This is a genomic window from Halanaerobium congolense (genome assembly GCF_004366375.1).
Lineage (GTDB): Bacteria > Bacillota > Halanaerobiia > Halanaerobiales > Halanaerobiaceae > Halanaerobium > Halanaerobium congolense.
Genome location: NZ_SOEF01000012.1, coordinates 1 through 22,323, shown reverse-complemented (window position 1 = coordinate 22,323; position 22,323 = coordinate 1). Strand labels below are relative to the sequence as shown.

Here is a 22,323-nt window from a genome sequence, read left to right as displayed (position 1 = left end):
AAAAATAATCAGCCGAGCTATAAAAATATTATAATAAATAACCAAAATATTAGGAGTGCTTATGAATTTTCTATCATTTTTACCTACAGCAATAATAATTTTAAATATTATTTTTATTATTCTATTGATTTTTTTTGAAAGAAAAGATCCTACCGCTACCTGGGCCTGGCTTCTGATTTTAACTTTAATTCCAGTTTTAGGTTTTATACTTTATCTTTTTTTTGGTCTTACACCAAAAAAAAGAAAGCTTTATCAAAAAAAACAGCAGGAAGATGAGCTAAATAATAGAATAAAAGATGGCAATTGTCCACTAGAAGATCAAAAACTTAATTTTGGTCATTTAGAACAGAGTATAATGCGGATAGGATTTAAAAATGAAATTCCAGCAGAAATTGGATATAATGATTTAAAAATTTACAGCAGCGGTCAGGAAAAATTCAAAGATCTTTTTCAGGATTTAAGAGATGCAGAGAAATTTATTCATGCTAATTATTACATTATAAATGATGATGAACTGGGTAATAAATTTATAAGAATTCTATCAGAGAAAGCAGAAGCAGGGATAGAAGTGAGGCTTCTCTATGATAAAATGGGCTGTAGAGAGCTCTCCCGTTATTCGATTTTCAATTTAGAGGACGCTGGGGTTGAAGTCGTTTCTTTCGCTCCGTTTGTACTGGACATAAATTACAGAAATCATCGTAAAAATGTGATTATTGATGGCAAAATTGGTTATCTTGGAGGTATTAATATTGGTGATGAGTATCTAGGTTGTTCTGATCACTTTGGAGATTGGCGGGATACACATCTTAAAATCCAGGGAGAAAGTGTTAATAGTCAGCAGTACCGTTTTTTACTTGATTGGAAATTTGCTTCAGGTAATGATCTTTTAAAAGAGGAAAAGTACTTTCCAAAAAATAAAGTTAAAGGAAGATCTGCAGTTCAGATTGTAAGTAGTGGTCCTGATTCTAGGGAGGCAGAAATCAAGGCGATGTTTTTGAAGATGATTTATGAGGCTGAGAAGTCAATTTATATTCAAACCCCTTATTTTATTCCAGATCAATCAATGCTGGAGGCTTTAAAGATCGCAACAAGTTCCGGGGTTGATGTAAAAATAATGATTCCTGACCGGGGAGACCATCCTTTTGTATATGCAGCTAACAATTCTTTTGTAGGGCAGCTCCTGGAAGCTGGGGCCCGCTGTTATCGTTATACCAGAGGCTTTCTGCACAGTAAAACAATTTGTATTGACAGCAGAGTGCTTTCTATAGGTACCACAAATATGGATGTCCGGAGTTTTAAATTAAACTTTGAAATTAATGCCTTTATTTATGATAAAGAAAAGGCACGCTGGCATGATAATTTATTTGAAGAAGACTTAAAATTTTCTTCTGAGATAACTAGAGAAGAATTTAAAAATAGAGGTTGGACAATGAAATTAAGGGAATCTGTTTCCAGATTGCTTTCTCCAATTTTGTAATTTTATAGTTTTAATATAATTAAGGGACAGCAGAGCTGCTGTCCCTTAAAATAATTATAGATACTTATTTCCAGCTGATATCAGCTTTTTTTCTGGGAACTGTTCTAAAATATTTAACATCAGGATACCCAATAATTAATACAGTAACTAGTTCTTTCTCAGCTTCAATTTTAAGGAAGTTCCTAATCTTTTTGTCATCTTTAGCAGCTCTTAGAGTAAATCCACTGAATAATACACCTAGTTCAAGGGTATTGGCTAATAACTCCATATTTGCAGAAGCTAAACCAGCGTTTATATTTGATTTAGCAGATACTAAAATAACTGTTGGAGCATTAAAAAATAAGCGGTCACTGGTTTTAGTTTGATTTTTGAAATCCTGGTACATTTCAAGCCACATTTCCGCATACCTCTTAACCTTTATTGTTTCTGAATTTAAATTATTAAGTATATATTTTCCTTTTTCATTTAATTTTTCTAGGATTAGTTCCTTGAATTTATTAATATTTTTATCAACAACTGTAAAGGAAAGATCCTGCTGGTTGCCGGCGGTAGGAGTAAAGCGTGCTGCTTCTATAATTTTAAGTATTTTATTTTTTTCTACTTTTTTATCTTTAAATTGCCTAATGCTTCTTCTGAATTTGATAAAATTCAAAAGGTTGTCTGTTGAAATTGAAAATTCATCTTCATTATATTCTTTAACATCATCTAGATCATATTCATCAGTCGATACTGCATCTACAGGACAGACAGCAATACAATGACAACATTTAAAACAAGCTTCATTCTTTATTTTAGCTTTCCCATTTATCAACATAATATCGTCAACAAAACAATCTTTTATGCATTCACCACAACCGATACATCTATCTCTGTTTACTTTCATCATTAAAAAAAACTCCCTTTATATAAATAATTTATGTTAATTTGCATAATTGAGTATATAAATACCGATAGATTTTGTCAAATATTAAATAAAAAATGGAGGAAGGCTTTTTATTTTAAAAATTAATTTTTTATCATTCTTTAAACCATAAAAAAGCTTTAAAAAAATAATGAAAATAAAGGAATTAATTAAGTTATGTAGAATTAAATTATTATAAAAATAAAACAGGAAGAAAAGAATAATTTATAAGGCGGCTGCTTTTAAGGCTTTCGGGAGTTTTTTAATTATATTAATTTAAAAGAAGGGTGATTTTGATGAAAAAGTATCTATTAATTTTAATTTTATTTTTTGTTACTCTGAGTATATTTAGTAGTGCAGCAGTAGCAGCTGAAGGGGATATGTACTTTTTAAGGTATGATAAGGCTCAATTAATATCAGTTAACTTTAATACAAACTTAATTGGACGTTATTCAAAAAATGGTGATCAATATGATCCCTACTTAGCTTATGAAATAAAAAGTTTGACAAAAGATAATGGTTATAACATTGTTACTTTTTATACATCTTCTGCTAAAACAGCAACTGGAAAATATGTTTTTAACAGTAACTGGACAGAATTAAATATAAGTGGAAATATCTATGAGCGGGTATACTGGTAATTTTTATTATAAATTACTTAAGAGCAGGTCTTTAAAGACCTGCTCTATTTTTTGAGCTGTTAAAATAAGCTAGATATCTGCAGTTATTCTAAATAAGGATCTGCTGCCTCTCCCTGAATAAAATTACCATTTAAATCAACAAAACTCAGTTTAACTTTTTCCCATTTTTTAACTTCTGCTAATTCTTCCTCTGCAGCTCCAGTAAAGTAAGCAAGTTTAGCTCGGTCGACAAATAGTGGTGCTAATAATTCTGCAGTTACCGGGAATTTAAAGTATCCCTGGAAATTTTGGTGCAGTTTTGCTCCGTCTAGACCTTCCAGGAGATAATTATAAGCATCACTGCTGTTATTTAGAGCTTTTATCAATGTTTCTAAAAGAATAACTGCATCATTGTTGAACTTTTCAGTACTTTTATTATAATCAGCAGGATATTTTTCTGGCAAATCTTTTAATTTCTGGATACTCTTTTGAGCCAGATTAATATGTCCACTTCTGATTGCAAGCAGTCCATAATCAAATAATCTGGTAGAAAGGCTGGGTGCAGCAATATTATATTCAAATCCTGCAGCAGTTTTAAAGTAAGTATCTTCTTTATAATCTCCACCTGCATCTACACTGATAAAAGTCAGTCCAATCTGATCACCAGGTGATTTATCCTGTAGATACCAGAATAAATCATCATTATTATCTAAATATTCACCATCAAACAAGAGAATATGATCACCAACTTCCATTTCAGCTTCAGCAGCTGGAGTTTCAGCAAAAACTGCTTTTATTATCCATTGATTATTTTCTAAAACAGGAATAAAACCTAATTTGGTCTGTTTTTCCATATTCGAAATTTCTTCCTGTTGAGTCCGGAAAATATCTGCCAGCTGATAAACTTCAATAGTCCCCAAAAGATTATACAGCTGGTTAGTTTTTGGAATATTTTTTGCAGAAATTGGATCTGTTTTAATCGCTTCTAAATATTTATTATATCCCTGTTCAACAAAACCAATATTCATCAGTTCAAATCCTTCTTGATATAGAGCCTCTGCTTTTTCTCTTTTTTTCTGTCTGGCAGTGATCATTTCCTCTAATCTTTCGGCTCTATTTTCTGCCTGGGCTTTTTCTGCAGCGGCGGCTTTTTGCTCAGCTTCATAATCTTCTTTATTTGTCGCTTCAACATAATGCAGGCCTTTTTTGGAAAGTATGACCCACTCATCAGTTTGTTTTAAATAGCTTATTCCATAAATATTTCCCAAATTGATTTCCTGTCTTAAAATACCTTTTACCGGTTGATCTACATTATCTATTTCATCAATTATAAACTCATAGAATTTATCATCCTCATAAAGTCCAACCAGAAAGTTCTGATGGATTGCTCCTCCAACCAAATTGTTCATAGACCAGAAACTTTTAAATTCATCAAACTCTATATCTTTTAACTGATTATTTTTTAGATCATAAAGCTTGCCTTGTTCATTGCTGTGAAAGAAAGCATAACTGCTCAAGCCATCAAAATATAAATCATAATCATTATCTGCTAAAGTAAAAGCTTTTTGTGCTGCACCAAAATCATTAATCACTTCTAGAGTTTGAGTATTTACTAAAGTTACCACACTAGCATCCTTAGGAAAATCTATTAATCTCCCCTTAATTATAAAATATCTTCCATTAGGAGAATATTTTATTCTTCCATAAGAAAAGTCACCTTCAGAATTATTTTGAATCAGATTAATTTTTTCTAATTCTGTGATTCTTTTTTTAGTGTTTATTGACCACTGATCAATATAAGTTCCGTATCGATTATTAACTAAAATTGAAAAATAATTATTATCCGGACTGATAGCAAAATATCTGGCACTATAATCTCTGCCTGTATAAATGTTAGGTAGAGTTATGGTAGAATATAATTTTAAATTAGCTGTTTTATATATTTCAATTTTATTTCCTTTACGTAATGCAATTAGACTTCCATCAGGTGATAGTGCTAGATCGTCATTAGGTCGATAAGTAAAGCCCATTGTATCTACAAAAGTATTAAAATCATAGCTATCTTTTGCTTTATAAACACCATTTTCAAGCTGATAAAAACTAAATTTATGATAATCTCTTGCCTTCCCATTTGATTTTCCTCGATCATAATTTTCAATCAAAACAAGAGTTTCCCCATTTTGACTGAACAGAGCACCATCAAAACCACCCCGTCTTATATCTATATACTTATTATTTTCCAGATCATATAATTTTTCTATATCTTCTTTAGTTACAATTTCGATAATTTTATTCTCTTCTTTTTTTCTCTCTTCTCTAATTTTTGTAGTAACTGCAATTTTTTTAGTTTTATTTTTAGCACTGCTGTTAGATTGTCCATTTTTATCAGAATTACCAGTATCAGCAGCTAAAGTCTCTCCAGTTTCTTCTTCCCATTTACTTTTAGCCTTATATAATTCTGCCAGCAGCAGAGGACTAACTTCATTTTCCTGTGCTATTTGGTAGGCATTTCGTCCCTTAGAATCTGTAATAGAAATATCTGCTCCATTATCCAAAAGTAGTTCCACTACATCTTTTCTATTTGCTAGAGCAGCAGTAAGCAGTGGATATAAGTAATCTTCTCCCAGTAACTTTTCTGCTGCTTCAGCCTTGAAGTCTTGATTAGAACTTTTACGCTCATTAATAAAATTCTGATTAAAATTTACCATTGGATCTGTTATTTTATCAACTAAAACTTTATCGTTAAGATTAGGCACCGACTCGACTAATAATTCAAGCACCTCAATTTCTGCCCCATAAAGTATAAATTCTACCAGATTAGCACTTTCTACCTCTGCTCCATAATCTAAAAGAAGCTGAATAATCTCTTTATCCCGCTTATATCTTGCTGCAAAACTTAAGGCATCTCCTCGATAAGCGACCATCGAATTTGGATCTGCTCCCATCTCTAAATACTCTTTGATTAAATCATAATCCCCCTCTGTTTCAATAGAATCAATAAATTTCATTTGGACCATATAAGGGTCTGGATTCTCTTCTGCTAAACTACTGCTTGTAATCAAAATTAAAAATAAAAAGGTTAAAAACACTGTTCTAAAAAATAAATAATCACTGTTTTTCTGTTTCACCATTTGTTTTCCTCCTCAAAAAATATTATATATATTAATTCAAGATTTATTAAAATAATCCTTTATTATTATTTTAATAATAGACCATCTGGAATTTATCTTAAATAAGCTCAATTTAAAGAAATAAATACAGGGTTTTAAAAGTTAATGTAGAATCAATAATATAAGTATTATTACTAAAATGATGTCTGAGATGAGAAAACTATGGAAAGAGATGATCAATTAATGAAGAATTTAATAAATAAATTATCAATTGGAGTTGTAATTGCTGACCAACAGGGCCAGTTTTTATTTACTAACCAGACTATTAGAGAGATGACTGGATATACAGAAGCTGAAATTAAAACAATGAAAGACTGGTACAAAAAAGCTTATCCAGATCCGAAATCTAGAGAGAAAGCAAAAAGATATTTTGAGTATGATCTAGAAAATAATATTCAGGATCGAACATATAAAATTACAACTGCTGCTGGTGATTATAAATATTTTAATTTCCGTTATTCACAATTAGATGAAGAAAAAATGCTTTTTGAGATTATAGATATTTCTCACCGCATACAGCAAAAGCAGGAGTTAAAAAATCAGAATATAATTTTTGAGAATTTCTTTACTAACTCATTGGAAGGAATCATTTTACTGAACTCAGAATTTAGGATATTGGATGCCAATAATAAATTTGAAGAAATATTTGAGATTTCAAAAAGTGATATTAAAAATAAGCTTGTTTTGAATGTTGTTGATTTATATGAAGAATCAAACAATATAGAAAAAGAAATCAATGAAATTTTGGCAAAAGAAGATTGGGAAAATGAAGTAAGATTTAAAGTTGATAATAAAATCAAATACTGCAATGTTCATATTTTTTCTGTAGATAATAAAGAACATGACAGACTAATATATGCTGTGGTTGATGATATTACTGAGAGTAAAGAAAGAGAAAAGGAATTAAAGGAAGTTAAGGAGAGACTTGAATTGGCTGTTTCTGGTGCTACTATCGGAATTTGGGACTGGAATGCAGCAGAAGAATACATTCATTTTAATGAAAACTGGGCCCAGATGCTGGGATATGAACTTTCTGAGCTGGAGAATAACCTTAATACCTGGCTTAATTTAGTTCATCCTGATGATAAGGAACAGGCTTTAAAAGATTTAGAAGATCATCTAGAAGGTAAAACTGAAAAATATTATAATGAGCATCGATTAAAAACTAAGTCAGGCAGCTGGAAGTGGATTAGAGATATTGGAAAAGTGACTGAAAGAGATGAAGCTGGAAATGCCATTCGGATTGTAGGAGTTCATATTGATATAGACCGAGAGAAAAGGGCGGCAGCAGAAATTGAATACCTTTCCAATCATGATGAACTAACAGGTCTTTATAACAGGAGATACTTTAATGAAGAACTTAAGCGCTTGAGTAATTCTAGAAAATATCCAATTAGTATTATTGTTGGAGATATAAACAGGCTGAAGGATATCAATGATAATTATGGTCACAGCATGGGCGATAGATATATTGAACTAACAGCGGAAGCTATAAAAAGTAGTTTAAGAACAGAGGATATTGTTGCCCGAATAGGTGGAGATGAATTTGTAGTGATTCTGCCTGACACTAATTATAATGCAGCTGAGGAGGTAACTGAAAGAATTTTGGATAGGATAGAAGAAGTTAATGAAAAAGAAGAATTGCCTGAACCTTTGAGTGTTGCACTGGGTTTTGAAACAACAGATTGTAATAACCATAATCCCAGTGCTAAAAATATTAAAAAATGTTACAATAAGGCTGATGAAAAGATGTATGAGCAGAAGTTTACAGGTAGATGCTAACTGATCTTCCGAACAGGTATTATATACTACTTACGTTTTCCGTAATGCACGATATAGATAAGTTATTTGCTGATTTTTTAAAGGTCGAGATGTCTGGAATTGTCTCCTATCTGGAAACTGAGTTTGCAGAAGTAGAAACAAATACAGAAAGAATGGATTTAAATTTTAAACTGGAAGATGGAATCTGATGAGTGTAGATTAAATCACTATAGTTTTCACTGTACAGGATTAATTTAATATATTTACCATCACAAAATCTGTGTTTTTACATTATCTAGTAATATCCGTAAAATCTTATTGAGCGTTTTCTGTAAAATCTATTTTATCATCTACATCTTTCAACTTCATCTTTAGGTTTCTCTTTTTCAGGATCTTTTTTCTTTTTGTTTCTAAAAACTTTGCCTGCAGAACCAATAAGTCTTTTTTTCCACTGATAAAACTGACTCTCATAAATACCATGTTTACGGCAGAGCTCAGAGATATTATCATTTTGAAGGAAGAAAACGATCATGTCAAGTTAACTGGCATAATTTAAATTACTACAAAAAACTTTTGGGAATCTCTTCGACGGGCTTAGAAACATTATATTCAGCTTTACTTATATAGAGTAAAATATTGATATTGTAAGTTTTATTTTTATAAAATTTGCTTATGATTATGATAAATTACCCATTTGGGTAATTTATTTTTTATATTAATAGTAATATAATTATGGTAATCTATGATTTTATCCAGTGACACAGAGAGCGATTTCCCGTGTTCCCGTGACGAAAATATACCAGGTATTAGAAGGTTTCCAGTCTACTTTCTATGACTGTCTGGATAGAAAACCCAGTCAAAGATAACTTAAAAACGATAAACTAAAACTAAAAATAGCTAAAATACAATGGCAGCATAGCGGCCGCTATAGGAAGCCAGGCAAGACAGGAATTTTTAAATATATAACTGTTTACCACAACAGAATCAGAATGTATTCGGCGTTAAATTATAAAAGTTTAGAAGATTATGAAAACGACAGGAAATTGCCTAAACTTTGTGTCTAATTTAATGGGGGAAGCTTATATAATTTAAAGAATTGATTTTAGATATAGATAAAATTAGGGCCTTTGAGCCCATGAAATATAAAGGATTATTTAGCCGAGAATATACCCAAATAAAAAGGAGGTTAGATTTTATTGTTTAAAAAAACAAGTATTTTCAAGTTATATGTTTTATGTTTCATATTAATATATGTCTTTATAGCGGCAGTTAATGTTAAGGCGGACTCTATAGTATTAAGTGAAGTAGAGTTAATTAGTAATGATGTTTCAGGACCTGGGGCTAATAATAGTATTCTTAATGATGGTTTTAAGTATAATGGGAATTTTAATTATACTAATAGAAATGAGATGGATAAATATAATTTTCTATTCAATATGGGGCTCAATACACAGGAAGATAGAATCAGTGAAGAGCAAGATCTATTAATTTCTCGTCTTAAAGCCAGCATTAGCAGCAAAGACAATTCATCAGTATTTAACATAGGTGATACTTTTGAATATTTTGATCAATATGTGTTAAATAGTTCTTTGAAGGGAATTTCTTATAAATACAATAGTCCGAATAATGGGAACTTTAAATTTGTTTTTGGTTATGATTATCCGAGATGGGAAAATATTTTTAATGATGACTATCAGGCAGTTTCAAGAAAGAGTTGGGGGATGAATTATAATAATAGGCAAAATGAGAAGTTTAAGTGGGGTTTAAGTCTATTAAAGACTAATGATGAGAAGGGTGTTAATGATAATGATATTCTCTATGATAATGATATCTATGGCTTTAATTGGGAATATTATCCAATACAAGGGCTCACTGTAAAAGGTAGTTCTGCATATGGGGATACTGAAGAATCTGAAAATAGTAGTTTTTCAGGAACTGCTCATAAAATTAAAATATTTTCCAACGCTAAAGAGGGTAGAGCGTCAATTGATTATGAACGTGTTGAACCCGGTTTTAAGACTCTTTTAGGTTCGGCTACGGCAGATAGAGTAAAATATAAAGGTTCTCTACTTTACCGGTATAGTGAGCGAATTAATTATAATTTTGATTATATCTATTTTTATGATAATTTGGATGGAACAAAATCTTCCACCACCTATTATCATAAACCGGGGTTAGGAGTTAGTATTAGACATATTTTTAATAGGCGTTATGCTTCAACTTCATTTAAATATAATTTGAATAAAAAAGAATCAGACGATATGTTAGTAAAGGATAACAGATATACTGTAAACTATCGTGATAGATTTAAACTGCTAGATATGAGAATAAGTATGAGTTATTCAGATCAAGAATCAGAGCTAGGTGATGATTTAAAAAAAGAGGATGAGTTAACCTCTAATATTTCTTTAAGTACAAGAAAAACTATAAATAAATATATACTAAGACCTACTCTTAGATTTGGATATTTTAATAATGATAATGAGACTGAGGATATTAGTAATAGTAGTTTTGAAAAATCTTTTGAACTTGGTCTGGATATACCAGAGAGTAGAATTAATTCAAGTATTAGATTTGGGGAGAAGGAAGACAATAGAGAAGAGGAAGATATCAGAAAATTATTCGCAAATTTTAGTTTTTATTATAGACCTTTATTTTTAGAAAAATATAATCAGGGACGTATATATTTAAGATTAAAGTATAATGACTTGAGTTATAGCGAAAATTCTGATAAAGATATCAGAGAAAATAGCATTTCTAGTGGAATTACTATAAACTTTTAAGGAGGTGTGAAAAAATGAAAAATTTCATTATTATCTTATTAATTATGTTGATGATTTTTTGCCCACTGGAGGCAGAGGCTTTCTGGTGGTTATTTGGCAAAAATCAGGATCAGGTGAATATAAGCTATTTATATATAAATGGAATTTCTTATGATGAAAGCGGCCAGGAGATTACACTCTACCAGGATTTGCTTGAAGATGGATTGATTAATATACAGGGCAGAGCAGTTATCAGAAAGGGAACAATAGGAAGTGTCCTGGTTTCAATAGATGGTAAAGAGACATGGGATAGTGCGGAACTTTCAGATGATGGTGCATTCCAGTATTATTTTAGTCCTGAAATTGGTCGGGAATACGAGATATATATAGAAGCTATGGAAACAGCAGGTAGGACAAATGAAGTTGATGAGACTTATAAAAAGGTAATTGTTTCGGAATCTAATTACCAGCAGGTAATTGAAGAAAGATTAGCTGAAATGTTTACTGCCTATGAAATGCAGAATATTAATAGTTTTATGGAATATGTTAGCTGGGATTTCGTAGGTGGAGATGTTATATTAGAACAGGCTTTAAATAAAGATTTTAGTAATTTTGCTGATATCGCGATTGAATATAATCTAATAAATCTGGCCATTAATAATGATGGTATGATTTCCATAGTACTACAATATGATCGGAGACTAATATCAAATAATGACGGCAGTACTTTAGCTGATAGCGGTTTAACAGAATTTGTCTTTAATTTGGAAGAACAGGGACCTGTGCTTTATAGTATGAGACATCCTCTGATATTTGGAGTCAGTGATGCCTCAAATGTAGCCTCCGGGGTTATTAATTCAGCTGAAAATGAGCAGGTAATTGCAGTTGATGATCAGGGGAATATTGAATTGAAATCTATTGATGAAATAGTGAATGAGACTGCTGAAATGAACAATGAAGATGATAACAGTGGCGGTTCAGAAATGCCTGCTTATGAAAGTGGAGAAAAAAGTATAGCTTCAGTTTTTTATGATGGAAATGGCAACTGGTATAATCAAGGATATCGTTTTTCTGATGGACAAATACTGGAGAGATTTACCGGATATTGTGATTTTTATATTGAAACAAATATAATATTTTTGAATGACGATGTCAGGGTATTAGAATTAAATGAAACAGATATTAATAACGTAACAGAATTACCTGAGACTGGTTATGTTGAACAATGGGATTTGCCTTACGGTATTACATGGGATATATGTTATGGCCTTTCTTTACCAGACGGTAATTATGCAGTTGTTTATTTTGAAGAAGCTGAAGAAGTAAATAGTGAGTATGATGCAGATATAGGCGAGGTATTTTATAGAATTAGATTTAAATACAAATATCGAGATGATGGAGGCAGGCAGTTTTAACTTTTCCATAGTTTTAACTTTTCCATTATGAATAAAAGGGTGTTTAAATAAATCAAGAGGAGAGGAGTAGTGCTGCTTAATTTTTAATAGGCACTTACTCCTTTCCCTATCTATTTGAAATTAAGAAAATAATAGTAGAAGGTATTTTGTTAATAATTAGATTCCTGTTGCTAAGGAGGTTTTTTAAATGAGTTTTAACAAATTATTTTTAAGCTTAATATTATTAATTATACTTTTCTGCAGTCTAATTCAGCCTGCTGCAGCTCTGTCAGACTTAGCAGGAGAAGGTCTGGATATTGTTGCTGAAATAGCTAATAGTCAGGATGCAGCAGCTGGAATAAAAAATTTTTCAAAGGACCAATATAACGACTGGTTGTGGGAGGCAGCAGGTGGTTATGAAAATTTAATTACTGGTAATCTTGGCGAAAGCCAGATAAATCAAATCAAGGGAAAATTTGATACTATTCAGACCGTTATAAATGGTATTACTGAGTTTGCTCTGGCTGTGGATGCAGGCAGATATGATGAAGCTCTCTATCAGACTTTAGAGACAACTGTAAATACAGTGGATCATCCCCTGGTCAATGCTACCTGGGCGGCGGCGAAGTTAACCTACCAATCTCACCAGATGGTAAAAGACACAAAGGCTGAAACAGAGATAGCCAGATTATTCTACATGATGCATAAGGATCGGCGCCTTTTTTCAGCTGAAGAGGGAGAGATGAAACAGATACCGGTAAATTCTGATACAGTGGATTACTTTTTCAATAAATATATTGTCACTGACCCTTCTGGACGAACAATGGTAAGGGCCTATGTAGAGCAGCGTCTGGGAGAAGAATGGCCGGAAGAAAGCTGGGGCAGCTGGCTCAACAATTTACGTACTATTGGAGCCGGAATCGATACAGCTGAAAATGAAGAAGTGGCTGCCCTTACTGGTAAATATAAAAATACAGCCCGTAACTGGATCAGACAGTTAATGGAAGATGTTAATCTGGAAGCACAGAGGTGGTATAAAGAAAAGGAATTAAATAAATTAATGACTGAGTTCGAAGTATTTTCTCAGGAATTTGGTGAATTTAGTTCTAATATTGGTGATATGATCAGTGCTTTTGCGAAAATAAAGGAAATTCAGGCTAGGGAAGATTCATATAGAGAAATCCTGGTGGAAAGCGAAAAAAATTATATCCTTGTTAATAAACAGTTTAACAATATAAAAAACACGGATAAAAAACGCTCGGTTTTCAGTGAGTTATATAGTGAAACAGTAAAATGGGAAAATGAATTGACTCCTAAACGCCGGGATATCAGCTGGGCTGGCATGAAACCTCTGGCCGATGATTACTTGCTCCATATACGCAACTGGCATGAGTTGCGGATTAAAATTTTTGAAAATTTACCACCCATGATAAATGAACCGGCCGCAGCCTATGAAACAACTACAGAATATAAAGTAGAAAAAATACCCAAAATATTCACTATATTAATATCTGGTCTGCTGGAAAAACCTGAATTTATTAAAAATAAAAGCTATATCGAACAATTAAAGAGTGAGTATCTAAGTAAATTAAAAAATACCAGCAGTACAGATCATTATCGGGAGGAAATCTGGGGACATAAAAATACACTGGTGGATGTTGACGGTCTCAATAGGATAATTAATTATGAATGGGGACCTTATTATAATCAATGCAATGAAGAATTAAAATCAATTTCTTATGCCTGCGAGAGACGGCAAAAATTATATAATCGTTTCATAAAAGGAGAAAATATTTCTGAAGCCAGTACAGAAGATCGAGAAGTTGTAAAAAGGATCAGTGAAATTGCTGAAGCTCAAGTTTCTCAAATAATCAGTAAATATGATTCCAAATATAATAAAAACCCCGGTGATTTATTTCTAGATGATGGGGGAAACTTGATAAATCATCCTAATCCAAAAAGAGTAATTGAATATAAAAAAAGTGTTCTCTCACGCGGACTTGTAGTTCAAGCCAAAGAAGCGGTTAATGAAGCTGTAGTCAGACCGGCAGAGATATATTTAAGAGAAACCGACCGCTCATTCAGAGATAGACATAATGCTGTCATTAGAAGAATTAGTTTCAGAAAACAGCAGTATGACAGTATAGAAAGTAAATTAGATAAAATAGAAGGCATATTGATTGAGCCAGGAATTAGTTATAGACATGGCAGAAGAAAAGAAGTGGCTTTAAAAGATAAGCTTTCTTTTTCAATTACTGATTGGTTAGAAAGTGACCGAGAGCATTATATGGAGATTTTTTCATATTCTCCTGATATAAATATTTCTTCACACTTTGTAGATATCAGTTCCCAACTGGAGAACTATATAAGTTCAAGAGGACTCTCAATATCTTCTGATGATTTAATGGAGAGGGAAATGAGGCTTCGTAAAGTTAAGAGCCAGGTAGAGTCTGTAGAAAAAATATGGAGAACAATTGAGATTCCCAATGGCAAAGAAGAAGAGGAAATAAAAGAACTGGTGGATAAGGATTTTTCGGTTAAAGAACTGAAAGAATTAGGAATAGAAATAAATCGTCTGTTAGAAGAAAGTAAGCAAATATCTCCTGTATTTGCTAAACTCAATGCTGCTTTTGTTAATTATGCTGATGATTTTCAGCGACATATTCAGTGGGTCAGAGATACTGCCTACAGAATAGAACTATTATTTGAGGACCTTGAATCCTCAGGTTTAATTAAAGCCAATTTTATGTTGAATCTTCCCGAGGGTAATGCCTATATAGGTGAAAATGCTCAGAATAAACAAAAAAGTGAATTTGATGGTATGATATTAACGGCTAAGCCATATCCACACCTGATGAAAGAAAGTGAAATAAGTGGTTTGAAATCTGATATAGAGCTTATCAAGAAGAAATTTACTGAGTATAATGTTTACAGTTTTTATAATACTTATGCTAAAAATTCATTAAAGACATTAAATGATATACTTGATTTAAAAATAATTTCGGATAGATCACACCCACCTATTAAGGGAGCAACTGAAGATATAATCGTTCATCCTGCCTATATCTTGCAGGGAAATACTGTGGAGGCCCTGGCTCAAGCTGGAAATTTCAAAGTAATAAAAGAGAGTAATCTTACAGAAGCAGAAAAGATATTGGCTGAGGCAGCTGAGATTGTTGAAGGAGAAATAGATGAAAATTATAGATTAATAAAAGAAAAAGAATTTATCGATAATATCAGAAAAATTTCTAAACTGCTTCCTTTAACTGCAGAGGTGAAAAGTTTTCCGGCTGCTAAAGAGGCCTCCGTTGGGGGAAGAGTTATTATTAATGAAAGTGGCGAAAAAGTAATGCAAGAAATTAAGTACTTAATAAAAGAGGAATCCCTGGAATATCTTGCAGATTATACACTTGCTGTAAGGTATAAACAATTTGCCCAGGATTTAAGAGATGTCTTTTATAAATATAACCACAGGGCTCAGGAAGAATACCGCAAGAAAAGCGAAAGATTAATTCCCTATGATGAGCTGGCATATAGAATAGAAGGAGCTATTGATTCAGTTGAATTTTTTATTAGAGAAAAGGATTATGAAAATGCTTTGCTTTATGAAGAAGAATTGGAAAAATTAAAAATGGAACACAGAGATTTACCGGGAGAGGACCCCGGCAGTAGATGTCCGGAATTACTGGAGAAATTGAAAAAATTGATTAAAGAAGCAGAAAATTTAGTTAGTAAAAATGAGGAGAAATCAAAGCAATCATTAAACAAAATCAATGCTTTTTATAAGGAGTTTGCTTATCGATATCAGTCCAAAGATGAATATGGTGTTTTGAGTCTGCTGGCTGATGATTGGGAATCTGCTGATGGCACTACATTATGGGATCTGGAAGAAACACTTATCCGCAATTTTAGGGTTTTTGATAATATAAGTTTCCAGATTACAAATCTTGAAATTGTAGAACAAAAGGGTAATAATCAGTATCGTGTCACTTATCAATTAAAAATAGTAAGTGAGATATTTGATAGAAATATTCGTCATGAAGAAAGTTCTTCTGTAAGAGAGATTGTTGAGATAAAAGAAAATGGTTCAGGGCAGATATTAAAAACTCTAGGCGGGCGGTTTTGGCGAGAATAGGTGCAAAAATAATAGCTTTAAAAAAGTCTCCATTTGGAGGCTTTTTTTCTTTCATAAATAGAAAAGCTCTAACTTTAATAAAGTTAGGTGAAATATTCAAATTATTGTGATATAATTAACAGATTACTACAGTTTAAAGTAAAATTAGGTAATCAAACTATAATTATGGAAACTTTAGTCCAAAAACCCCATCCTAACAAGAATAAAAAATCTTGACTTTTCAACCCAAATAATGTAGTCTAGAAACTACGGAAGGTTTGCAGGATCAAAAGTGTTAATACCCAAAAAGTCAAACACTTTTCAAATTTTAATACTGGAAATCTTACTTAAATAACTCTAAATATTTTCTAAAAATTGTCTTTTTTTATTGTCGTCAAGACAGCTTACTTACCAACTTAAACAGCTCATAAATGCTGTCAGATCAATGAATATAATTTTTTCTCATAAACTCCTTGACGATAATAAGAGTAGCTGTTATAATATTTATTGTTGCTTAAGAAAAGTTTCAGCGTGCGCCCGTAGCTCAACTGGATAGAGCGATTGACTACGGATCAGTAGGCTGAGGGTTCGGCGTGTAAAGCCCGTAATGACGGGGATTTCCAAAAAATACAGGCTTTCAAGCCGTCTGATCATTTAGGTTCATTCAACTTAATAAGAAGTTCAAATTAGTCCTGCGAATTTATTAAATTCGGAGGTTTTTTTATGCCTAAAATGAACCTAATTAAGTACAGTGATCGGATGACGGTGGAAGAGGCTTATGAAAAATTTATTAAGTTTTGTAGGGCAAAGGATTTGAGTGAAAAAACATTATGGTATTACAATAATAATTTCAAAAGATTTAATAATTTCTTGCTGGAAGAAGATATTGGTTTAATTAGTGAAATAAATGGTGAAGTCATGACTGATTATATTCTATTTCTTAAAGAAGGCGATAGAACAAATAGTTCAATTAATACTTATTTAAGAGCAGTAAGAGCTTTTTTGTATCATTTAATGGATCTGGGTTATTTAGAGGAGTTTAAAATTACATTACTCAGAAAGACAGAAAAAATAAAGATTACCTATACAGATGGTGAGTTAAGAAAACTACTTAAAAAACCTGATATTAAAAATTGTGGTTTTGCAGAATATAGAAACTGGGTTTTAACAAACTGGCTTCTAGCTACAGGAAATCGTTCAAGGACTGTTAGAAATATTAAGATTGGTGATCTTGATTTAAATGATGGTTATGTAGTTCTCCGGGAAGTAAAGAATAAAAAGCAGCGAATAATTCCCATAGCAAAATCGCTGATAGTAATCCTACAGGAGTATCTGACCTTTTTAAATCAAGATAAAGACCAGTATCTTTTCTGTTCCATTTATGGTGAGAAGTTAACTGCTGAAGGGATTAGTTCTGCTATTCCTACTTATAATCAGAAACGAGGAGTAGATAAGACTTCTATCCATTTATACCGCCATACCTTTGCCAAAAGGTGGATTAAGAACGGTGGTGATATCTTTAGGCTCCAGAAAATCCTGGGCCATAGCAATATGGAAATGGTAAGAAAGTACGTAAATATGTACGGTGAAGATTTAAAAGAAAATTTCGAGGAGTTTAATCCAATTAACCAGTTTGTTAACACTAGAAAAGAGCACATTAAATTAAAGTAGATTGAATTTGTATATAAGATAGAAAGAGCAATTTGTTTATCTTTCTGTTAGGATGGTGGAGCTCTTATAGTAGTATCCTTTCAATAATATAAAAAGCTGCTGGAAAAAGCTATATAGAAAATCAAAAATCTAAAAAATTCGTGACCCCAACTATTAGTATAACAATCTAAAAAGAAAAACGTTCGGAGCCCCACCCCCTTAGAAAAAGTGAGAGAAGAAATTTTTGATATTAATATTCAAAATATTAAAACTTTTATTTTAAAAATCATATTTGAGAAGGAGGAAATTAAATGTTTACAAATCAGAGAGATTTTGAGTACTTAGTTGGGGTGATTCAGGGAGATGGAAATGTTAGAAAAGATCATAATTTGGTTCGGATTTCAATCCATGCTGAAGAGCAGGAGTTTTTGAGGACAATTTATGAGTTAGGAGCTAAAACTTTCAATGTTAAACCTACGATTCATACTGAAAAGGATGGTACAATGAAAATCTTGCATTTTAAATCCAAAAAGCTGACAAGATTAATTTCTCAGTATAAAGATTCAACAACAGGTTTGTGGTCAATCCCAAAGAAATTAAATTATCCTGAAGAGTGGCTGGCAGGAGTGTGGGATACTGATGGATATGCTAAGTTTGAAGAGGAAAGATTAGAGTGTATATTTTCTCAAAAATCTAATCATAATATTGATTTTGTTAAAGCTGCTTTAGAAGAGGTGGGAATATCACGCTATAATGTGAGTACATTTGAAGATGATAGATGGGAAGAATTAACTGAGACAGATTATTTGAGAATTTGGAGTATTGATACGGAAGTTTTTGCAAATAGAATTAAACTAAAGTTTCCGAAGAAAAAGCAAGCTGTAGAAGCTGCATTGGATCACGGTGAGTTTTATGCTTATCGCCCGAGAGGAGATTTTAGAAAAGAAGTTTTAGAACTCATTATGGCAGAAACTGATTTAAGTAATAAAGAATTAGCAGAAAGACTAGATACTTCTGGTAGTCAGATTACTCAAAAATTGGCAGAGTTATTTAATGAAGGTGAGATATCGAAGACAAAGAAAAATGATAGCTGGAGTTTAAATAGCAATTTAAAAATTGAGGAGTGGTAAAATGGCTAACTGTATCTGTGGTAAGAAGCTAAAACCGGGGCAAAAATATTGCTCGAGAGAATGTGGCGGCAAAATGCATTTGTTAGAGTGTAAGATTATTGATCAGAAGTATTTTAATTATGCTGTTGGTGTTCTACATGGGAAAGGAATATTTTGCAAAAAAGGAACTGTTGTTACAGAGGTTGATCCAGGAGAAGCCCCTTTTGCTCAAATTTTAAAGGATAATTTAGACAAGGCTTTTAATATACAGCCGAAGCTTTATGAGGTTATTAGAAAGGATAATAAAAGCAAGCGTTACCAGTTAAGTTATAATAGTAAATCCCTTCAAGATAAATTAAAAGAGATTTTTGGCGAGTTTCCTAAAAATGATATAGAAGTAGATTATCCAAGAGAATATATTGCAGGCTGGTTTGATATAACAGGGCTTACTTATAAAACAGCTTCAGGTGAAGATTTATTTATGATCACTACTAAGAATAGAGGTAGTTTGAGTACAGTCATAAAAGAATTGAAAAAGTTAGGTCTACATCATATTTATATTCAACATAAACACGGAGAGTATCTAGCTATAAAAGAAGAGTCAAGAGATGATTTCATTAATAAGATTCCACAGAAAAATCCATATAGAATACCTTCAAAAAATATTGAAAGGACTTCTGAGTATCGAAGAAGAGGTGAGCTGCAAGCGGTATTAATTTATTATTTATACCTAGATGATAACCTTGAAGCAAAAGAATTGGCCGAGATAATTGGAGAAGATAGTAGTACTATTTCTGATAATCTAGCTCTTTTAAAAAAGAAAAAGATTGTTGATTTATCAGAGCGAAGTACAACCTGGTCAATGAATTAAATAAAAAAATTAGCTTAACTCTTGAAAAAGTTATTAGAAAATGTTAATAAAAATTGAATAAGGCTCTCTCTTTTTAGACCTATTTTAGCAGCTGTAATAATTGCTAAAGTGGGTCTTTTTTTATTGCCAACTTATTAGCTTGTTTTATCCCATCAATATAAAAAAATAGCTGATAAAAGCTTGATTTAGAGAAAAATTTAAGAGTAAAATAATTTTTTTGCAAATTAATTTAATTTTTTATTAAAAAAATAGTTGTTGATATAACAAGGTTTAAGAGTATTATTTGAGATTATTAAATAAGAAAAAATAAAAAAATAATAATCAAAGTATAGAAAAAGTAATCAATTAGACATAAGCTATATTTAGAATTTAAATTCTTGGAAAGGAGGAATTTTTATTAAAGAATTTCATAAATGTGTAAATCCTTATTTAAATGAGTTTACAAAAATATCTATTCCGAATAGTCGAGTCGACAAAGTTTATTCATTTGTAAAAAATATCGTGAGAGCAAAAAAAGATGATGAAAGTTATTTTAGAGATAATAATAAAATGAGTAAACGATTTTTGACAGGAGTTTTAGGTGAAGTAGCTGTAGAAGAATTAATACATAAGCAATTTGTTAATTGGACTGTTGGTGCAGCCAAATTTTACAATAAAGCAGATTTAACAAAACTTAATTTAAATATCGGGATTAAGACCGTTGAGATGGGTAAATTACCTGTAATACATAAGAAACCAAAACGCCCGGAAATAATCAACTTGAAAGTTAATGATCATTTCTTTTATATATGTGGTCTAGCCACTAGAGAAACATTATTGAAGTATCAAGATGATGATGGGATTTTGAGTCCAGCACTCAGAAAGAAGGGTAATAAGACAGCCTTTTATGGGTTTTCAGAGCTGATTAAATTCAATGATTTTGCTGAATTGATTAAGGCTTATTACACAGATTTATTTATTAGCAAGATTGCAATATAAAATACAATGGAGGTAAAAGATGACAAAATTCAATAAGTACAGAGAAATAGAATATAAGGGACAACTCGTTGATTTTTATGTAAATGAACTGCGTGAATATGATGATGTGACAATGTTGTTAGAAGATCTGGTTGAAGTGCTTGGTTATGTTAATGAAAATGAAATTATAGAAAAGCTGTTAAATGAAAAATATCTTTTAGATTATGTTTATCAGGGTGAATTAAATGGAAAAACTAAGCTTTTTATTGGTAGATATGCTATAGACAATCTTGCTTTCAATGATTCTTTAAATCCAGGGTTTGAAGACTTAGGCGATCTAGCAATTAATGTCTATCGTTCTTTAAAAATTTATGATTTACTCAAAAATGAATATGATCAGATTATAGAAAATTTAAGTGACTCACCAGTTTATAAAAAGCATTTATATACAAATGAGAATAGGGATGGGAAATATGAAAGGTTATTATACACTGATTAAAAATGAAATTAAAGGTACATTTTACTTTAACATAAAAAATAAAATGAAAGGTGAGATTGATAGATGATTAAAAAAATGTCTGGAAGCAATCAGACGGAGAAAGCTGTAAATATGATGTTAGAAAAAAAGGCGGAGGTTCTTAAAGATCAATTTAAAGAACCATGGATAAAATTTAATAATGGGAAATTTGTTGAGTTAAGACCTATTAATTCTAGAAATTTTAATTGGCTAAGATATCATTATTATGAAACTTATAATAAAACAATAAAAGATGATACTTTGAAAACAGCAGTTGAGACATTTGCAGCAATTGCGACAAATCGAGCTAAAAAAGAAAAGCTTCATTTAAGAGTAGCAGAAGATGATAGTGCTATTTATTATGATTTATGTAATGATAAATGGCAACAGATTATTATAAAGCCTGGAAGATGGGAGATTTTAGAGCAAAAAGATTCTCCGATTTTATTTAAAAGGTATCAGCAAATGAACGAACAGACTATCGCAAAAAAATCATCAATAGAAGACGTGAAAAAACTATTAGATTTTGTGAATATTGATAAAAAATCACGAGAGGCTATGTTTTTATTGATTTATATAGCAACTGATTTTATTCCCAACATTCCACATGCAGTTTTACATTTAAAAGGGATTAAAGGAACTGCGAAAAGTAATTTATCTCGGATAATTAAACGAATTGTGGATCCAGCTACCCCTGAGTTAATAACATTGAATAAAGATTTAGAACAAAATTTAGCTCACAATTGGCTCCCTTTCTTTGATAATATATCTAGAATTAACAAAAAAGAATCAGATATACTTTGTCGAGCTTCTACAGGGGCTGGAATTGCAAAGAGAAAGTTATTCAAAGATGATCAGGATATCTTTTATAATATTAAACATTGTGTTGCAATGAATGGGATCGGATACAATATACCTAAATCAGAGGTAACGTCAAGTATTTTGTGTAAATAAATTAATATCTTTCTTCAAATAGTTGAATTAGTTTTTCTCGAGCAGCTAAAAATCCTTTTAATCTTC

The 22,323-nt window shown here is 31.5% G+C and carries 16 protein-coding genes; 13 read left to right on the top strand and 3 right to left on the bottom strand.

Going from position 1 to position 22,323, the window contains the following annotated elements:
* Positions 1-61 precede the first annotated feature (61 nt).
* Positions 62-1,477, top strand: coding sequence for a cardiolipin synthase (gene cls, locus C7954_RS05635; protein WP_073158099.1), 1,416 nt, complete (start codon positions 62-64; stop codon positions 1,475-1,477).
* A 64-nt stretch (positions 1,478-1,541) separates the two neighbouring features.
* Here the strand turns inward: cls and C7954_RS05630 are convergent, their stop codons facing one another.
* The gene (locus C7954_RS05630; protein WP_134059056.1) at positions 1,542-2,363 is read right to left on the bottom strand and encodes a nitroreductase family protein; all 822 of its coding nucleotides are present in this window, start codon (positions 2,361-2,363) and stop codon (positions 1,542-1,544) included.
* Between the two features lie 311 nt (positions 2,364-2,674).
* Between C7954_RS05630 and C7954_RS05625 the strand changes: the two genes are divergently transcribed.
* Positions 2,675-3,019: a hypothetical protein gene (locus tag C7954_RS05625; protein WP_073158104.1), complete on the top strand. Its 345-nt coding sequence runs from the start codon at positions 2,675-2,677 to the stop codon at positions 3,017-3,019.
* A gap of 83 nt (positions 3,020-3,102) precedes the next feature.
* On the opposite strand, the gene C7954_RS05620 is transcribed toward C7954_RS05625, so the two are convergent.
* Entirely contained in the window at positions 3,103-6,129 is a 3,027-nt protein-coding gene (locus C7954_RS05620; RefSeq protein WP_089719941.1) for an ankyrin repeat domain-containing protein, read from the bottom strand.
* Positions 6,130-6,330: 201 nt separating this feature from the next.
* Between C7954_RS05620 and C7954_RS05615 the strand changes: the two genes are divergently transcribed.
* A complete protein-coding gene (locus C7954_RS05615; RefSeq protein WP_134059053.1) occupies positions 6,331-7,950 on the top strand; it encodes a sensor domain-containing diguanylate cyclase in 1,620 nt (539 codons plus the stop codon).
* A complete protein-coding gene (locus C7954_RS13625) occupies positions 7,944-8,138 on the top strand; it encodes a hypothetical protein (protein ID WP_208320673.1) in 195 nt (64 codons plus the stop codon). The genes C7954_RS05615 and C7954_RS13625 overlap by 7 nt, the downstream gene beginning before the upstream one ends.
* 137 nt (positions 8,139-8,275) lie before the next feature.
* Here the strand turns inward: C7954_RS13625 and C7954_RS05610 are convergent, their stop codons facing one another.
* The gene (locus C7954_RS05610) at positions 8,276-8,461 is read right to left on the bottom strand and encodes a helix-turn-helix domain-containing protein (RefSeq protein WP_134059050.1); all 186 of its coding nucleotides are present in this window, start codon (positions 8,459-8,461) and stop codon (positions 8,276-8,278) included.
* Between the two features lie 664 nt (positions 8,462-9,125).
* Between C7954_RS05610 and C7954_RS05605 the strand changes: the two genes are divergently transcribed.
* The 9 genes from C7954_RS05605 to C7954_RS05565 all read left to right on the top strand — a co-directional run bounded on the left by C7954_RS05605 (position 9,126) and on the right by C7954_RS05565 (position 22,257).
* On the top strand, positions 9,126-10,712 hold the full coding sequence (locus tag C7954_RS05605) for a hypothetical protein (protein ID WP_134059047.1): 1,587 nt from the start codon (positions 9,126-9,128) through the stop codon (positions 10,710-10,712).
* 14 nt (positions 10,713-10,726) lie between these two features.
* Positions 10,727-12,106: a molybdopterin-binding protein gene (locus C7954_RS05600; RefSeq protein WP_134059044.1), complete on the top strand. Its 1,380-nt coding sequence runs from the start codon at positions 10,727-10,729 to the stop codon at positions 12,104-12,106.
* Between the two features lie 187 nt (positions 12,107-12,293).
* Complete coding sequence (locus C7954_RS05595; protein ID WP_134059041.1) at positions 12,294-16,220, top strand: hypothetical protein; 3,927 nt, start codon at positions 12,294-12,296, stop codon at positions 16,218-16,220.
* Positions 16,221-16,922: 702 nt separating this feature from the next.
* Positions 16,923-17,870, top strand: coding sequence for a tyrosine-type recombinase/integrase (locus C7954_RS05590; RefSeq protein ID WP_134059038.1), 948 nt, complete (start codon positions 16,923-16,925; stop codon positions 17,868-17,870).
* 290 nt (positions 17,871-18,160) lie between these two features.
* The gene (locus C7954_RS05585) at positions 18,161-18,979 is read left to right on the top strand and encodes a winged helix-turn-helix domain-containing protein (protein WP_134059035.1); all 819 of its coding nucleotides are present in this window, start codon (positions 18,161-18,163) and stop codon (positions 18,977-18,979) included.
* 1 nt (position 18,980) lies between these two features.
* On the top strand, positions 18,981-19,829 hold the full coding sequence (locus C7954_RS05580; RefSeq protein ID WP_134059033.1) for a hypothetical protein: 849 nt from the start codon (positions 18,981-18,983) through the stop codon (positions 19,827-19,829).
* A 501-nt stretch (positions 19,830-20,330) separates the two neighbouring features.
* A complete protein-coding gene (locus C7954_RS05575) occupies positions 20,331-20,807 on the top strand; it encodes a hypothetical protein (RefSeq protein WP_134059030.1) in 477 nt (158 codons plus the stop codon).
* Positions 20,808-20,826: 19 nt separating this feature from the next.
* A complete protein-coding gene (locus tag C7954_RS05570) occupies positions 20,827-21,285 on the top strand; it encodes a hypothetical protein (protein WP_134059027.1) in 459 nt (152 codons plus the stop codon).
* A gap of 63 nt (positions 21,286-21,348) precedes the next feature.
* Positions 21,349-22,257, top strand: a complete 909-nt coding sequence (locus tag C7954_RS05565; protein WP_134059024.1) for a hypothetical protein — start codon at positions 21,349-21,351, stop codon at positions 22,255-22,257.
* Positions 22,258-22,323: the final 66 nt, after the last annotated feature.

What these genes read in the sequence shown, in the direction of transcription:
- C7954_RS05590 (WP_134059038.1), top strand. Translation starts at nt 16,923, where the DNA reads ATGCCTAAAATGAACCTAATTAAGTACAGTGATCGGATGACGGTGGAA.
- C7954_RS05630 (WP_134059056.1), bottom strand. Translation starts at nt 2,363, where the DNA reads ATGATGAAAGTAAACAGAGATAGATGTATCGGTTGTGGTGAATGCATA.
- C7954_RS05570 (WP_134059027.1), top strand. Translation starts at nt 20,827, where the DNA reads ATGACAAAATTCAATAAGTACAGAGAAATAGAATATAAGGGACAACTC.
- C7954_RS05600 (WP_134059044.1), top strand. Translation starts at nt 10,727, where the DNA reads ATGAAAAATTTCATTATTATCTTATTAATTATGTTGATGATTTTTTGC.
- C7954_RS05565 (WP_134059024.1), top strand. Translation starts at nt 21,349, where the DNA reads ATGATTAAAAAAATGTCTGGAAGCAATCAGACGGAGAAAGCTGTAAAT.
- C7954_RS05595 (WP_134059041.1), top strand. Translation starts at nt 12,294, where the DNA reads ATGAGTTTTAACAAATTATTTTTAAGCTTAATATTATTAATTATACTT.
- C7954_RS05625 (WP_073158104.1), top strand. Translation starts at nt 2,675, where the DNA reads ATGAAAAAGTATCTATTAATTTTAATTTTATTTTTTGTTACTCTGAGT.
- C7954_RS05610 (WP_134059050.1), bottom strand. Translation starts at nt 8,461, where the DNA reads ATGATCGTTTTCTTCCTTCAAAATGATAATATCTCTGAGCTCTGCCGT.
- C7954_RS05620 (WP_089719941.1), bottom strand. Translation starts at nt 6,129, where the DNA reads ATGGTGAAACAGAAAAACAGTGATTATTTATTTTTTAGAACAGTGTTT.
- C7954_RS05615 (WP_134059053.1), top strand. Translation starts at nt 6,331, where the DNA reads ATGGAAAGAGATGATCAATTAATGAAGAATTTAATAAATAAATTATCA.
- C7954_RS05580 (WP_134059033.1), top strand. Translation starts at nt 18,981, where the DNA reads ATGGCTAACTGTATCTGTGGTAAGAAGCTAAAACCGGGGCAAAAATAT.
- C7954_RS13625 (WP_208320673.1), top strand. Translation starts at nt 7,944, where the DNA reads ATGCTAACTGATCTTCCGAACAGGTATTATATACTACTTACGTTTTCC.
- cls (WP_073158099.1), top strand. Translation starts at nt 62, where the DNA reads ATGAATTTTCTATCATTTTTACCTACAGCAATAATAATTTTAAATATT.
- C7954_RS05585 (WP_134059035.1), top strand. Translation starts at nt 18,161, where the DNA reads ATGTTTACAAATCAGAGAGATTTTGAGTACTTAGTTGGGGTGATTCAG.